General features: G+C 67.0%; 13 protein-coding genes and 1 pseudogene. 9 read left to right on the plus strand and 5 right to left on the minus strand.

What is annotated here, in order from left to right; translation table 11 throughout:
• Position 1 precedes the first annotated feature (1 nt).
• Positions 2-691, plus strand: a pseudogene (locus NATPE_RS03775) (BCCT family transporter); the annotation flags it as partial.
• A 134-nt stretch (positions 692-825) separates the two neighbouring features.
• Entirely contained in the window at positions 826-2,187 is a 1,362-nt protein-coding gene (locus NATPE_RS03780) for an aminotransferase class III-fold pyridoxal phosphate-dependent enzyme (RefSeq protein WP_006180115.1), read from the plus strand.
• A gap of 34 nt (positions 2,188-2,221) precedes the next feature.
• Here the strand turns inward: NATPE_RS03780 and NATPE_RS03785 are convergent, their stop codons facing one another.
• Positions 2,222-2,767, minus strand: coding sequence for a CDP-2,3-bis-(O-geranylgeranyl)-sn-glycerol synthase (locus tag NATPE_RS03785; protein ID WP_006180114.1), 546 nt, complete (start codon positions 2,765-2,767; stop codon positions 2,222-2,224).
• A 219-nt stretch (positions 2,768-2,986) separates the two neighbouring features.
• On the opposite strand from NATPE_RS03785, the gene NATPE_RS03790 reads away from it, so the two are divergent.
• From NATPE_RS03790 to NATPE_RS03800, 3 genes are all read left to right on the plus strand, one after another.
• Positions 2,987-4,168: a M24 family metallopeptidase gene (locus tag NATPE_RS03790; RefSeq protein WP_006180113.1), complete on the plus strand. Its 1,182-nt coding sequence runs from the start codon at positions 2,987-2,989 to the stop codon at positions 4,166-4,168.
• A 63-nt stretch (positions 4,169-4,231) separates the two neighbouring features.
• Positions 4,232-5,539: a glutamate dehydrogenase GdhB gene (gene gdhB, locus NATPE_RS03795; RefSeq protein WP_006180112.1), complete on the plus strand. Its 1,308-nt coding sequence runs from the start codon at positions 4,232-4,234 to the stop codon at positions 5,537-5,539.
• Between the two features lie 97 nt (positions 5,540-5,636).
• Positions 5,637-6,296, plus strand: a complete 660-nt coding sequence (locus NATPE_RS03800; RefSeq protein WP_006180111.1) for a DUF502 domain-containing protein — start codon at positions 5,637-5,639, stop codon at positions 6,294-6,296.
• Positions 6,297-6,300: 4 nt separating this feature from the next.
• Here NATPE_RS03800 and NATPE_RS03805 read toward each other — a convergent pair whose 3' ends face one another.
• Positions 6,301-7,275 (minus strand): NAD(P)-dependent oxidoreductase, encoded by a 975-nt coding sequence (locus NATPE_RS03805; protein ID WP_006180110.1) that lies wholly within the window; start codon positions 7,273-7,275, stop codon positions 6,301-6,303.
• 98 nt (positions 7,276-7,373) lie between these two features.
• Between NATPE_RS03805 and NATPE_RS03810 the strand changes: the two genes are divergently transcribed.
• Positions 7,374-8,714, plus strand: coding sequence for an amidohydrolase (locus NATPE_RS03810; protein WP_006180109.1), 1,341 nt, complete (start codon positions 7,374-7,376; stop codon positions 8,712-8,714).
• Positions 8,711-9,970, plus strand: coding sequence for a threonine ammonia-lyase (ilvA, locus tag NATPE_RS03815; RefSeq protein ID WP_006180108.1), 1,260 nt, complete (start codon positions 8,711-8,713; stop codon positions 9,968-9,970). The genes NATPE_RS03810 and ilvA overlap by 4 nt, the downstream gene beginning before the upstream one ends.
• A gap of 53 nt (positions 9,971-10,023) precedes the next feature.
• Here ilvA and NATPE_RS03820 read toward each other — a convergent pair whose 3' ends face one another.
• Complete coding sequence (locus NATPE_RS03820) at positions 10,024-10,983, minus strand: alpha/beta hydrolase (protein WP_015298750.1); 960 nt, start codon at positions 10,981-10,983, stop codon at positions 10,024-10,026.
• Positions 10,984-11,135: 152 nt separating this feature from the next.
• Here NATPE_RS03820 and pyrE point away from each other — a divergent pair, with 152 nt between their 5' ends.
• Positions 11,136-11,660, plus strand: coding sequence for an orotate phosphoribosyltransferase (gene pyrE / locus NATPE_RS03825; protein ID WP_006180106.1), 525 nt, complete (start codon positions 11,136-11,138; stop codon positions 11,658-11,660).
• A 19-nt stretch (positions 11,661-11,679) separates the two neighbouring features.
• Here the strand turns inward: pyrE and NATPE_RS03830 are convergent, their stop codons facing one another.
• Both NATPE_RS03830 and NATPE_RS03835 read right to left on the minus strand, forming a co-directional pair.
• A complete protein-coding gene (locus NATPE_RS03830; protein ID WP_006180105.1) occupies positions 11,680-12,321 on the minus strand; it encodes a class II aldolase/adducin family protein in 642 nt (213 codons plus the stop codon).
• Positions 12,318-13,028, minus strand: coding sequence for an HAD family hydrolase (locus NATPE_RS03835; RefSeq protein WP_006180104.1), 711 nt, complete (start codon positions 13,026-13,028; stop codon positions 12,318-12,320). The genes NATPE_RS03830 and NATPE_RS03835 overlap by 4 nt, the downstream gene beginning before the upstream one ends.
• 368 nt (positions 13,029-13,396) lie before the next feature.
• On the opposite strand from NATPE_RS03835, the gene thrS reads away from it, so the two are divergent.
• Positions 13,397-15,349, plus strand: a complete 1,953-nt coding sequence (thrS, locus tag NATPE_RS03840; RefSeq protein WP_006180103.1) for a threonine--tRNA ligase — start codon at positions 13,397-13,399, stop codon at positions 15,347-15,349.
• The last annotated feature ends 25 nt before the right edge of the window (positions 15,350-15,374 follow it).

A 15,374-nucleotide genomic window follows, 5' to 3' on the forward strand; every position in this document is an offset into this window, starting at 1 on the left:
GACGAACTGGATGAACACCTGGACCGTCTTCTACTGGGCGTGGGCGCTCTCGTGGTCGCCGTTCGCGGGCCTGTTCATCGCCCGTATCTCCAAGGGACGAACGGTTCGCGAAGTCGCCTTTACCGGGATCGTCGCGACCTCAGCGGCGACCATCCCGTGGTTCACGATCGTCGGCGGCACGTCCGTCTGGTCACACCACAACGGCATCGCCGACTTCGGTGCGGTGATTGCCGGTGAAGCTGGGCCTGAAGTTTCCGGCTTCATCCTGTTCGAAACGTTCCCCTTGGGATCGCTGTTCATGCTGGCGTTTATGATCCTCGTGACGACGTTCTTCGTCACGTCCGCGGACTCCTCGACGCTGGCCGTCTCGATGATGACGACCGGCGGCAAGGCGCGCCCATCGACCATCAATCGCGTCTTCTGGGGTGTCGTCCTCGGCATGACCGCTGCGATCCTGATGATCCTCGGCGGGACCGGCAGCGCGAACACGCTCCAGCAGGCGGCGATCATCACCGGGACGCCCTTCGCCTTCGTCTGCTTCCTCGCGATGCTCTCGCTGATCAAGGACTTCGGCTCGAACTACGGTCGCGTCCTCCTGCAGGACGAAACCGTCCTGATCGGCTCGAGCCGGAAGACCGATACCGACTCGCCGTCCGGCCCCGCCGGTACCGTCGAAACGGACGACGACTGACCGTCTCGCGGCCCTCCGTCCGCGGTTCGGCGATACCCGCCGGCCGTCATGCTGTCCGCGTTTTTCCCGTCGTGACCGCACACCCTCGCCAATCTATAACAAGTTTTAATGTACGAGGTACACATAAACTGTGTATGGATAGGGACACGGCGGAACCCGATGCGGACGCGCTTCCCGGGCCGAACGCCCAGCAGTGGGTCGACTTCCATCAGGAGTACTCCGCGCCCAGCGAGTACTCTCACGAGTTCGTCTGGGACGTGACCCGCGAGGCCGACGGCCCCTTCGTCACGGACGTCGACGGCAACGTCTTGCTCGATTTCACCTGTCACATCGGTGCGGCACCGCTGGGCTACAACAACGAGAAGGTCCTCGAGAAAGTCCGCGAGTTCGACCTCGTCGAACCGATGAAGATCGCGGGCCAGGACATGTACTTCGGCTCCGGCCCCAATCCCGACGAGGCCGAGTTCCCCGGCTCGAGTCACCTCATGCAGAAACTGACCGAGGTCTCGAGCCAGTACGGCATGGACACGGTCTTCCTCTCGAACTCCGGCGCGGAGGCCATGGAGAACGCGATGAAGATCACCAACGACTACCGCGCACCGGCCAAATACGGCGTCGCGTTTTCGGGGAGCTTCCACGGCCGTACCCTCGGCACGCTCTCGCTGACGAAGTCCAAGGACGTCTACACGCGCCATTACCCCGAGATCAGCGGGATCGAGACGGTACCGTTCTGCGCCGACCGGGGTTGTGACGCCGACAGCTGCGACTGCGGGTTCTTCGCCGGCGGTGGCTCGCAGCTCCGCAATATGCTCGCGCCCGAAGGCGGCCACGTCGACCCCGACGAGATCGCCTTCCTCACGCTCGAGCCGATTCAGGGCGTCGGCGGTTACCGGTTCCCCAGCGAGACGTTCATGGAGGAAGTCGCGGCCGTCACCGACGAGTACGACATTCCTCTGGTCGTCGACGAGATCCAGGCCGGCGTGGGCCGGACCGGGGAGATCTGGGCCTCTGATCACTACCCGATCGAACCCGACGTCATCGCCAGCGCGAAGGCCTTGCGCGTCGGCGCGACGATCTCCCGGTCGGAGGTCTTCCCCAGCCAGAAGAACCGGCTGGGCTCGACCTTCGGCGGCGGCGACCTGCTCGGCTCGATGATGGGTGCGTTCACGCTCGAGGCGATCCAGGAACACGACCTGCTCGACAACGCCACCCGACGGGGCGAACAGGCGACGGAACTCCTCCGGGACGACGCACCCGACCACGTCGAGGACGTCCGCGGGAAGGGGCTGATGCTGGCCGTCGAGTTCGACACCCCCGAACGCCGCAACGCCGTCGTCGAGTCGGCCCTCGAGCGCGGCCTCCTGACGCTGGGCTGTGGCAAGAAGACCATCCGGCTGCTGCCACCGCTGGACTCGACCGAACGCGAGATCGAACTCGGCATCGACATCTTCTGTGAGGCGATCGAGGCCGTCGGGCCGAGTGCGACGGTCGCGTAAAAACCGGCGTCGTCCAACCCCTACTGCGGCTCGATTACCACGGTTCGTTCTTTAACTCGAGTTTGTACGCCGCCATGTTCGTCGTCACGTGCAGGATCGGGGTGAGGACGACGACGACGAGGACGACCTCGAGCGTGAACCAGGTGGAAAACCACCCGAAGTCGAGCAGCGCCACGAGCGGCAGGGAGACGACGACGAAGTCCAACTGGTCGAGGCCGGGGAACATCGCGCCGCGCTGGCGGCCCGTCCGGCGTTTGAGAAAGGAGGCGAGGATGTCACCGAGCATCGCGCCGCCGGCGAGGCCGAGGGCCGCGAGCGGGGTGAACGCGGGTACGTCGAAGCCGAGCGAATCGCTAACGGTCGGCTCGACGACGGTGAGGACGGCCGCGAGCGCGAGGCCCGCCGCGACGCCCATCGCCGTCCCGCGCCAGGTCTTTCCGTCGCCGAGTACCCGCTTGTCGCCCCAGGTCCGGCCGCCGTCGATCGGACGGCCGCCGCCGGCCAACACCGCGGCGTTGTTGGGGACGTACGCGGGCAACATCGCCCAGAACGCGATCACGAGCGTCTCGAGTACTGCCATATCGGCCGGAAGGAGCCGACGTGTCTTAATCGGCGGTGGTTCGATCGGACGGGCCGACCGGTTCGAGACGGCTCCCTCGCCCTCGAGCCGGCTGTGGCCGACGGTCCGGTCCGTCGCTGCCCGCCCGAGCCGCCCACATAGTAAACAGTATCTGTACCTACTATACACGAAAAGATTTTATTACTACTCGCCGATGCTCTTCGTAGAGGTCCTGTTACCATGCCACGAGAGCATATTTTCGACGAGGCCGAATACGAGCGACGGGTCGAACGGACCAAAGAGCGGTTGCGCGAGGAGGATCTCGACGCCATCGTCGTCGCCGATCCGGCGAACATGAACTACCTGACCGGCTACGACGGCTGGTCGTTCTACGTCCATCAAGCCGTCGTTGTCACGCCCGACCGCGACGAACCGGTCTGGATCGGCCGCGACATGGACGGTGGCGGCGCGCGGGCGACGACCCACCTCGGCGACGACAGCATCCGCGCCTACAGCGACGATCACGTCCACTCGCCCCACGACCTCCACCCGATGGACTTCGTCGCGGGCGTCCTCGAGGAACTCGAGGTCGCGGACGGCCGGATCGGCCTCGAGATGGACGCGGCCTACTTCACCGCGAAGTCCTACACCCGCCTGCAGCAAAACCTCCCCGAGGCCGAGTTCGAGGACGCGACGCTCCTCGTGGGGTGGGTGCGCATCAAGAAGTCCGAGCAAGAACTCGAGTACATGCGCGAGGCCGCCCGCATTTCGGAGAACGCGATGTGGGCGGGGCTGGACGTCATCGAGGAGGGGGTTCCGGAGTACGAGGCCGCGGCCGCGATCTACGAACAACTCATTACCGGCACCGAGGAGTACGGCGGCGACTACCCCTCGATCGTCCCGCTGATGCCCTCGGGCGACCACACCGGGACGCCGCATCTGACCTGGACCGACCGCGAGTTCGAGGACGGCGATCCGGTCATCATCGAACTCTCCGGTTGCCGCCATCGGTATCACTCCCCGCTTGCCCGAACGACGTTCGTCGGCGACCCGCCCGCGGAACTCCAGGAGACCGCCGACATCGTCGTCGAAGGGATCGAGGCCGCGCTCGACACCGTCGAACCCGGCGTCACCTGCGAGGCGGTCGAAAAGGCCTGGCGCGAGACCATCGCCCAGTACGGCCTCGAGAAGGAGGACCGGATCGGCTACTCGATGGGACTGGGCTACCCGCCGGACTGGGGCGAACACACCGCGAGTATCCGTCCCGGCGACGAGACCGTCCTCGAGGAGGACATGACCTTCCACATGATTCCCGGCATCTGGACCGACGAGATCGGGATGGAGATCAGCGAGACGTTCCGCGTCACGAGTACGGGCGCGGAGACACTGGCCGACTTCCCACGGGAGTTATTCACGACGTAACGCGATCCACACCGACCATGGAACGCCAACCATACTACTGTCTTCGATACGACTAGCATATTGATGACTACCTCATCACCCGCGACGGAAAACGAATCAACGGACGAACCCGCCTCGGCGCTTGTCACCGCGCGTCGCCAGCTCGAGCGGGCCGCGACCCACGTCGACGTCGACCCCGGCGTCGTCGAGCGACTGAAACACCCGACACGGGTCCAGCAGGTATCGGTCCCCTTAGAGCGCGATGACGGGACCGTCGAGGTCTTTACCGGTTACCGAGCCCAGCACGACGACGTCCGCGGCCCCTACAAGGGCGGCCTGCGCTACCACCCCGAGGTCAGCGCGGAGGAGTGTACCGGGCTCTCGATGTGGATGACCTGGAAGTGTGCGGTGATGGACCTGCCCTTCGGCGGCGGGAAAGGCGGAATCGCCGTCGATCCAAAGTCCTTGACTGACGACGAGACCGAGCGACTCACCCGCCGGTTCGCCGAGGAACTGCGCGATGCCGTCGGGCCGACGAAGGACGTCCCCGCGCCCGACATGGGGACCGACGCCCAGACGATGGCCTGGTTCATGGACGCCTACTCGATGCAACAGGGCGAGACCATCCCCGGCGTCGTCACCGGGAAACCGCCGGTTATCGGCGGCTCCTACGGCCGCGAGGAGGCCCCCGGCCGCTCGACTGCCATCGCCGCTCGCGAGGCGATCCAGTACTACGATCGGGAGGCCTCCGAGACCACGGTCGCCGTTCAGGGCTTCGGCAGCGTCGGTGCCAACGCCGCCCGCCTGCTCCACGAGTGGGGCGCGTCGATCGTCGCCGTCTCCGACGTCAACAGCGCGGTCTACGACCCCGACGGGCTCGACGTCGAGGCGATTCCCTCCCACCACGAGGAACCCGAAGCGGTCACCAGCTTCGCGAACGGCCTCGAGGGCGACGATAGCGTCCGTCAGCTCACGAACGAGGAACTGCTCGAACTCGATGTCGACGTCCTGATCCCGGCCGCGGTCGGCAACGTCATCACCGCCGACAACGCCGACGCGATCGCCGCGGACATCGTCGTCGAAGGGGCCAACGGGCCGACTACCTTCGCCGCCGACGCCATCCTCGAGGAGCGGGACGTGCCGGTGATCCCTGACATCCTCGCGAACGCCGGCGGCGTCACCGTCTCCTACTTCGAGTGGCTCCAGGACATCAACCGCCGCCAGTGGTCCCTCGAACGGGTCAACGAGGAACTCGAGGACCACATGCTCGAGGCCTGGACCGATGTCCGCGACGTCGTCGACGCCGAGGGGCTGACGTGGCGCGACGCCGCTTACGTGGTCGCGCTGTCCCGGATCGCCGAAGCGAAGGAGACGCGCGGGCTCTGGCCGTAGTCGGCCCGGTCGCCAGCGGCGGGCCGGACTGGCGACTCCCGGCCGAGCGCGGTTGCGAAGGGAAGCGCTCATGTCCCGCCGATCACATACTCCGACAATGGCGTGGAAGCGCGAGTTCGCGAGCGGACTGATCGTTATCGGTCCGATACTCGTCACGCTGTATGTCCTGTACCGCGTCTACGCGCTGATAGCCGGTATTACGCCGCCGGTGCCGACCGACGCCCTGTTAACAGGGCTGATCGCTCACGAGCAGACTCGCACGGTCGCCGTCGGCGTCTCGCAGGCGATCGTTCCGCTGGCGTTGTTCTGTCTCGTGACGGTCGTCGTCGGCTTTCTGACCCGAACGACGGTCGGTGATCTCTTCACGCGAGGCGTCGACCACGCCGCGAACCGTGTTCCGGGGTTGCGCGTCATCTACAACGCATCGAAAGTCGCCGCCGAAACCACGTTCGGCGAGGAACAGGCGCTGCAGGAACCGGTCAGAGTCGAGAACTGGAACGGCGTCGAGGTACCCGCGTTCAAGACCGGCCACACGACTCCCGACGGACGGCCCGTCCTCTTTATTCCGACCGCGCCGAACATCTCCTCCGGGTTCGTCGTCGAGGCCGATCCCGACCGCGTCACGGAGACCGACGAACGCGTCGACGAAACGCTGGCTCACGTCCTAAGCGCCGGGTTCGGTGAGTCGACTCGGCCGGACGGAGCGGCCCCGACGGTCCCGTTCGAGACGACTGACGACCGCGCCGAGGACGACTGACCGGTCACTCGCTCGAATCCGGCCGCAACACGGCGTTTTCGATCTCGCCGCCGGATGCGAGGGCCTCGAGGTTGCCGGCGACGATGTCGGCCAGCCGGTCCCAGTGTTTAGGCGTGTGACCGCCGGTGTGGGGCGTAATGAGACAGTTCTCGAGGTCCCACAGCGGGTGGTCGGCCGGCAGCGGCTCGGGGTCGGTGACGTCCAGTGCCGCCCCGCGGATCCCCTCGGACTGTAGCGCCGAAAGCAACGCGTCGGTGTCGACGATGCCACCGCGGGCCGCGTTGACGATCACGGCGTTCGGGGGCAGCGTCGCCAGTTCCGCCTCGCCGACGAGCCCGCGGGTCAGGTCGTTGAGCGGGCACGCCAGCACGACGTAGTCGCTCCGCGAGAAGGCCTCGTGGACGTCGTCCTCGTCGAACCCGAGTACCTCGTCGGTCGGCCCGCCCTTCTCCGGGGTGTAGCGGATCCCGATCGTCTCGACCTCGAACCCCTCGAGGCGTTGGACGACCGCCTGTCCGATCGAGCCCAGCCCGACGACCGTGACGGTGCTGTCCGTGAACTCGTGGGACTGGAAATGTCGCCACTCGCCGTTTTCCTTGCGCCGCCACCCCTCGTGGAGCCGGCGGGCGAATACGAGCATGTTCCCGATCGTCTGCTCGGCGATCCCGGGGGCGTGGATGCCGCCGGCGTTCGTCACGGTCACGCCGCGGTCGGCCAGCGCATCCATCGGCACGTGATCGGTGCCGGCGAAGGTACACGCGAACAGCTCGAGCCGGTCGGCCCGCTCGAGGAGCGCCTCGTCGATCGAGATCCCGGTCACGACTCGGGCCTGCGGGATCAGTTCATGTTCTTCTTTCGGCGTGCGTGCGAGCGCGACGGTGTGATCCGGCAGTCGCTCGCGCAGTCGCTCGGCGTACGATTCCATCGACAGCCCTTCCGTTCCCTCGCGGAGAACGACGACGTCCGGCTCCGGACTCATTGTCCGACGATCGTCATCGACTCCCTTATCCTTTTTGTGTAGTCGTCGTAAACACTCACTGTGTATAATTAAGTCCCTGGGGCGCGTCAGCCTCTCGCATGACCGAGCCGATCCAGGACCGACTCGTGACGGTTCGTCGCAGCTTCCACCGCCACCCCGAGCCCGCGTGGCGCGAGTTCCTCACCACGGCCCGCCTCGTCGAGGAGATCAGGGGTATCGGCGTCGACGAACTGGCCGTCGGCCCCGACGCCTACGACCCCGCCGACCGAATGGCCGTCCCCGACGCCGACCTCGAGCCGTGGGTCGAGCGCGCCCGCGAGCGCGGCGCGGACGAGGCCCTCTTAGAGCGCATGACCGGCGGCAATACGGGGGCCGTCGCGGTCCTCGAGCGCGGCGAGGGACCGGCGATCGGGCTGCGCGTCGACATCGACGGGCTGTTCATCGAGGAATCGACCGACCCGGATCACGACCCCGTCGACGAGGGCTTTCGCTCGGAGATCGAGGGCACGATGCACGCCTGCGGCCACGACGCCCACATGACCTGGGGGCTGGCCGTCCTCGAGGCCATCGCCGAGAGCGACTTTGCCGGCCGACTGGTGGTCTTCTTCCAACCGGCCGAGGAGACCGGCGGCGGCGGCTGTCCGATGGCCAAAAGCGAGTTCGCCGACGACCTGGACTACCTGCTCGCGGTCCACGTCGGACTCGACCACCCCACGGGCGAGGTGATCGCCGGGATCGAGAAGCCGCTGGCGATGTGTCACGTCGACGTGACGATCGAGGGGACCTCCGCGCACGCGGGCAAGGCCCCGAACGAGGGGGCAAACGCCATGCACGCCATGGGTGCCGGGATCGTCAACGCCTACGGGATCCCCCGCCACAGCGACGGGATGACGCGGGTGAACGTCGGCAAGGCCGAGGCCGGCACCGCGAGTAACGTCATCGCCGAACGCGCCCACATGGAAGCCGAGGCCCGCGGCGAGACCACCGAGTTGATGGAGTACATGAAACGCCGCCTCGAGCGGACGATGCGGTCCGCGGCGAAGATGCACGGCTGCCGGGCCGACGTCGAGGTCGTCAGCGAGTCGCCCCGGGCCGACAGCGACCCCGAACTGCAGGCGCTGGTGAGCGAGGTCGCCGGCGGCATTGCGGGCGTCGACCACGTGGTGCCGGCCGCCGACTTCGGCGCGAGCGAGGACGCGACCTTCCTGATGGAACGAGTTCAGGAAGACGGTGGGCTGGCGACGTACATGATCGTCGGCACCGACCATCCCACCAGCCACCACACGCCGACCTTCGACGTCGACGAGCGGAGCCTCCAGCACGGCGTCGACGTGCTGGTCGGGACGATTCGGGAACTCGAGGCCCGCCATCCGGTCCCACAGGTCGACGCGGGGGACGCGACGCCGGCCGACGATGCGAGCGCGGAGGCCGGTGAATGAACGGGGGCGACGCGGCAAGCGGGGCGGACGACCCCCCGGTCACGCTCGCGGACGTCGAAGCCGCCCGCGAGCGCATCGGCGACGTCGTCCATCGGACGCCGCTTGACACCTCCCGGACATTCGCCGAGATGAGCGGGGCGGCGTCGGTCGGACTCAAACTCGAGACCGTCCAGCGGACCGGCTCGTTCAAGATCCGCGGGGCGTACAACCGGATGGCACAGCTCTCGGCCGCGGAACGCGAGGCGGGGGTCATCACCGCGAGCGCGGGTAATCATGCCCAGGGCGTGGCGCTGGCGGGCGACCTGCTCGGGATCGAGACGACGATCGTCGTCCCCGAGATCACCCCCGCCGCGAAGATCGAGGCCACCCGCGGCTACGGAGCGGAGGTCGTCGTCGAGGGCGACATCTACGAACGCTCCTACGAGTACGCCCTCGAGCGGGCCGGTGAGACGGGCGCGACGTTCGTCCACCCCTTCGACGACGAGGCCGTCGTCGCCGGACAGGGGACGATCGGCCTCGAGTTGCGCGAGCAGTTCCCCGAGATCGACACCGTCCTCGTGTCGATCGGCGGGGGCGGGCTCATCGGGGGCATCGGCACGGTACTGAAGGCCACCGACCCCGAGACGCGGGTGATCGGCGTCCAGCCCGAGGGGGCTGCCCACGCCAAGCCCTCGCTCGAGGCCGGCGAGATCCGCCGGCTCGAGACGGTCGACACCGTCGCGGAGGGGATCGCCGACGCGCGCATGCTCGAGACGACCTTCGAGATCGCCCGCGAGGTCGTCGACGACGTGATCAGCGTGAGCGACCGGGAGATCGCCGCCGCCGTGACCCTGCTCGCCGAACGGGCCAAGACCGTCGCCGAGGCCGCCGGGGCCACACCGCTTGCCGCCGCGCTCTCGGACGATCTCGACCTCGAGGGCGACCGCGTTGCGATCGTCGTCTCGGGTGGCAACGTCGATCTCACCGACCACGCCGAACTGACTCGGACCGGCCTCCACGAACTCGGGCGCTACGCCGAGGCCAGACTCGCGCTCGCGGGCTGGCCGACGGCGGTCGGCGACGTGGTCGAGACGGTCGAATCCGAAGGGGCCGAACTCGACGTCCTCGAGCGCGCCCGCCGGACCGCCGTCGACGAGCCCAACCGGACGCCCGTGACGATCGGCCTCGCGGGCAGCGGCCCCGACCACCTCGCGGGCGTCCTCGAGGAACTGGCGGCGCTCGAGGGCGTCTCGGTCGTCGAGCGCTCGCTCGAGTGACGGCGCTGGAGGGCTTCGAGCGAACGGCGGCGAAACCGAGCGTTCGCGGCCGCTTACTCCAGTTCCGCCCGCATGTCCGCGACGGCCGCCTCGTAGGCCTCGTGGGCGCGATCGAGGTCGATGGGATCGGAGATCATGCTGAAGAACCCGTGGATCATGTCGTCGTAGTTGTGGTACTCGACGGGGACGCCCGCGTCCTCGAGTCGGTCGGCATAGTTCGCACCGACGTCGCGAAGCGGGTCGAAGCCGGCGGTGAGGACCGTCGCGGGCGGTAGCCCCGAGAGGTCGGCCGCGAACAGGGGGAAAGCGTAGATATTCCCCATATCGATCTCGGTCTCGAAGTAGTGGCCCCGGAACCACTCCATGTCCGCTTCGGTGAGGAAATAGCCCTCTTTGTTCTCCTCGTAGGCTTCGGTCGCGGGCGCGTCGCCGACGCTGGGGTAGATCAGCAGCTGATAGGCAATGTCGGGGCCGCCCTGATCCCGGACGAGCAGCGACAGTCCCGCCGCGAGGCCGCCGCCGGCGCTGTCGCCGCCCACGATGACCCTGTCCGGATCAGCACGGAGTTCGTCGGCTTTCTCGGCGACCCACTCGAGGGCGGCGTAACAGTCTTGGAGTCCTTCGGGGAAGGGGTGGTCCGGTGCGAGCCCGTAGTCGACGCTAACGACGGGGTACCCGGTGTCGTCGGCCAGTTTCCTGCAGACGCCGTCGTGAGTGTCGACGCTTCCGACGACCCACCCACCCCCGTGGAAGTACAGGAGCAGCGGCCGGTCCTCGCCCTGGGTGCCGGGGTCGTAGCTCCGGACGACGAGGTCGCCGTGTGGCCCGTCGATCGTGTGATCTTCGACGGACTCGAGTTCGATATCGGGCTCGTCAGTGACGCGCATCTCCTCGAAGTTCCGGCGGGCCTCCTCGGGCGAGATCTCGCTGAACTCGGGGGTGTCCAGCGACTCGTAGAGTTCGAGGAACGCCTGCACGTCCGGATGCGGCTCGTCGGCTCTGGATGATGTCATTATAGGGCACACTTCCCTCGGAGAACAAAAACCTACCTGCAGCGGCAGCCGGGAACCCGCTGCTGCCCGGCGATCGCGGGGATTGACCTCGCTCGAGCGTCCGCCGACTGCGTTCCACACCGCTTATTTCGGTCCGGCGCGCCCTCTCGAGCATGACGAACCAGGACCTCATCGACGCCCTGCGGGCGGCCGACGCCGTGCAGTTCGGCGAGTTCGAACTCTCCCACGGCGGCACCAGCGAGTACTACGTCGACAAGTACCTCTTCGAGACCGAGCCGGACTGTCTCGAGGCCATCAGCGAGGCCTTCGCCGAGCGACTCGCACCCGACGACAAACTCGGCGGCGTCGCCCTCGGCGGCGTCCCCCTCGCCGCGGCGACCAGCGTCGCGGCCGGCGTCCCCTACGTCATCGCGCGCAAGCAGCGCAAAGAGTACGGGACGGCCAACCTCGTCGAGGGCCGCCTCGAGGACGGCGAGGAGGTTGTCGTCGTCGAGGACATCGTGACGACGGGGACGAGCCTCGTGGAAGCCGTCGAGGCGCTGCGGGAGGCGGGCGCGACCGTCGAGCGCGCGCTGGTCGTCGTCGACCGAGAGGAGGGCGGCCGCGAGAACGTCGAAGACGCCGGGGTCGAGATGGAGGCGCTGGTGACCGCGAGCGACCTGCTCGACTCGCAGTGAACTCGTCAGGGATCGACAGCTACTGCCCGTAGGACTCGAACTGCTCGAGGACCGTCTCGAGTTGCGCGTCCGAAAGCGTGGTCGGCTCGAGGCCGGCCGCGCGGGTCTGGAGGTACAACCGGGCGAGGCTCTCGACGTGATGCGTGTTTTCGAGCGCGGTCTCTATGTCCGACGCCGTGACGACGAGGCCGTGGTTTTCGACGAGCGTCGCGGTCGCCTCGGCCTCGTCCATCGCCTGGACGATGTTCGCTGCGAGTTCGTCGGTCCCGTAGGGCGCGTACTCGGCGACGGGGACGCGCTTGCCGACGGCGACGATCATGTAGTGGATCGGCGGCAGCAGCTCGCGAGCGACGGCCAGCGTCGTCGCCCACGGCGAGTGGGTGTGGACGATCGCGCCGACGTCCTCGCGGCGGTAGATCGCGGCGTGCATCGGCACCTCGCTGCTCGGGGCCATCGCGCCGTTGCGCTGTTCGCCGTCGGTCGCGACGACCGGGACGTCCTCGACGCCGAAACCATCGTAGGGGACGCCGGTTGGCGTGATCGCGAAGGCGTCGCCGCGCTCGCTGTCACGAACGCTCAAATTGCCCGTTCGCCCGGGCGTCAGCCCCGCGAGTTCCGGTGCGGACTCGACCACCGCCTGGCGTTCGGACTCGAGGATCATAGCACCACCTCCGGCAGGGCCGCGACCGAATCGATCCGATGGTCCGGTTCTCGGTCGCCCTCGAGCGGCCCGTCGGGGTCGTCACCGTCGGCGCTGAACAGCACCGTCTCGAGGCCGACCGCGTTGGCCCCGACGATATCGGCCTCGACGTTGTCGCCCACCATCACCGCCTCGGACGGGCGACGATCGAGGCGCGACAGCGCCAGCGTGAACATGACCGAGCCGGGTTTCTCGCGGCCCGTCTCCTCGGAGGTCACCAGCAGGTCGAGATCGTCACCGAGCCCCACCGCCTCGAGTTTCTCGAGCTGGGTTCGCGCCGTGAAGTTCGTGACGACCCCGACATCGATCCCTCGGTCTCGCAACGATTCGAGGGTCGCCTCGACGTCCGGCAAGAGTTCCATCGCATCGATATACGCCCTCCAGTAGGCCTCGCCGAGCGCGAGCGCCTCGGTCGGCTTCGGTCGGCCGGTGTGGCGCTCGAGCGCGCGTTTGAAGTAGAGGTACCGATCGTGAGATGCCGCCGTGCCGGGCACTTCGCGCTTTATCGCCCGCCGGCCCGTCTGATAGAACGCCTCGAACCCCCCGCGATCGAACTCGTAGCCCAGTTCCCGCGCGGCCGCTCGAGCGGCGTCTTTCCCCGCCCGATTGCACGGCGCGTAGGGATAGAGCGTGTTGTCGAAGTCGAAAAGGACGGCCTTGGCGCGCATATCCCATCGTCAATGGGAAGGGAAAAACGAGTACCGGTTCCCGTGGGTCTATAGTAGTGCCCGGCCAGTCGCGAGCGCAATGTGAGGTTCGTTGACCGCCACGGAACCTGCATCTCCGCCCGATTCGGTTCCGGATCCGAACGGCCACATCGCACACCATCACAACGCTTTTACCCCACTCGAGACTACGCGTAGCCACGATGGTAGGTGTCCGTTTTACACGCCGGGCTCATGCCCGCTTCTAACTCACACCTACCGTTTGTTGTGTCGGCCCTGAACGACCAGCAGACGGTGGGACTGGCTCGCCCGTCGACGGACACGCCACCGGCGTTTTCCACGCAGTTACAACACCCACACCAGCTACACCCATGTCAGAATCAGATTCCCAGTCACAGGAACGGATAACGGTCGTACTGCCCGACGGCTCCGAACTCGAGGTCGACGCCGACGCCACCGTCGAGGATTGTGCGTACGAGATCGGCCCCGGCCTCGGCAGCGACACCGTCGCCGGCAAACTCGACGGCGACCTCGTCGCCAAGGAGGAACCGGCCTACGACGGTGCCGAACTCGAGATCATCACGGACGGGAGCGAGGAGTACCTCGAGGTCATGCGCCACTCCGCGGCCCACTGTCTCGCGCAGGCGGTCGAGCGCCTGTACGACGAGGACACGGTCAAACTCGCGATCGGCCCGCCGACGGACGAGGGCTTCTACTACGACTTCGACGACCTCGACGTCGACGAGGAGGACCTCGCCGGCCTCGAGGCCGAGATCGAGGCGATCATCGACGAGGACTACGACATCGAGCGCGAGGTCGTCTCGATCGACGAGGCCGAGCAGCGCCTCGCGGGCGAGCCCTACAAGCTCGAGTTGCTCTCCGAGTTCGCCGACGAGAACGACACCGTCACGTTCTACAAACAGGGCGAGTGGGAGGACCTCTGTGCCGGCCCCCACGTCGACTCGACCGGCGAGATCGGCGTCGTCGAACTGCTCGAGATCGCCGGGGCCTACTGGCGCGGCGACGAGGACAACACCATGCAGACCCGCATCTACGGCACGGCCTTCGAGGACGAGAGCGACCTCGAGGACTTCTTAGAGCGCAAGCGCGAGGCCGAGAAGCGGGACCACCGTCGCATCGGCAACGAGATGGACCTGTTCTCGATCCAGGACGTGACCGGCCCCGGACTGCCGCTGTATCATCCCGCCGGGAAGACCGTCCTCTCGGAACTCGAGGCGTTCGTCAAGGATCTCAACGAGGACGCGGGTTACGACTACGTCGAGACGCCTCACGTCTTCAAGACGGATCTGTGGCACCGGTCGGGCCACTACGAGAACTATCAGGACGACATGTTCATCTTCGACGTCGGCGACGACGAGTTCGGCCTGAAGCCGATGAACTGTCCCGGCCACGCCGCCATCTTCCAGGACCACTCCTGGAGCTATCGGGACCTGCCGATCCGCTACGCCGAGAACGGCAAGGTCTATCGAAAAGAGCAGCGCGGCGAACTCTCGGGGCTCTCGCGGGTCTGGGCCTTCACCATCGACGACGGCCACCTGTTCATCCGGCCCGACCAGATCAGACAGGAGGTCGAGGAGATCATGGACATGATCACGGACGTCCTCGAGACGTTCGACCTCGACTACGAGATGGCGCTTGCGACCCGTCCCGAGAAGTCCGTCGGCAGCGACGAGATCTGGGACCGCGCCGAGGAGCAACTCGAGAACGTCCTCGAGAACCGCGCCCACGACTACGAGATCGAGGAGGGCGACGGCGCGTTCTACGGGCCGAAGATCGACTTCGCGTTCGAGGACGCCATCGGCCGCTCGTGGGACGGGCCGACGGTCCAACTGGACTTCAACATGCCCGAGCGGTTCGACCTGAACTACGTCGGCGAGGACAACGAGGAACACCGGCCGGTCATGATCCACCGCGCGCTCTACGGCAGCTACGAGCGGTTCTTCATGATGCTCATCGAGCACTACGAGGGCCGATTCCCGCTGTGGCTCGCGCCCGAACAGGTCCGCGTGCTGCCGATCTCCGACGACAACCTCGGCTACGCCCACCGCGTGGCAAACGAGTTCGATGACTTCCGCGTCGAGGTCGACGGCCGCGACTCCACCCTCGAGCGGAAGATCCGCGCGGCCCACGACGATCGGGTTCCGTACCAGATCATCGTTGGCGACAACGAGGAAGAAGACGGCAACATCTCGGTCCGCGACCGTTTCGAGGACCAGGAGTACGACGTCGAGATCGAGGAGTTCCGCGACCATCTCGAGGCCGAGCGCGACGAGCAGCGGACGGAACCGGACTTCCTGCAGTAACGGCCTCGACGACCGCATCGACGCG

This window comes from Natrinema pellirubrum DSM 15624, from assembly GCF_000230735.2.
Taxonomy (GTDB): domain Archaea; phylum Halobacteriota; class Halobacteria; order Halobacteriales; family Natrialbaceae; genus Natrinema; species Natrinema pellirubrum.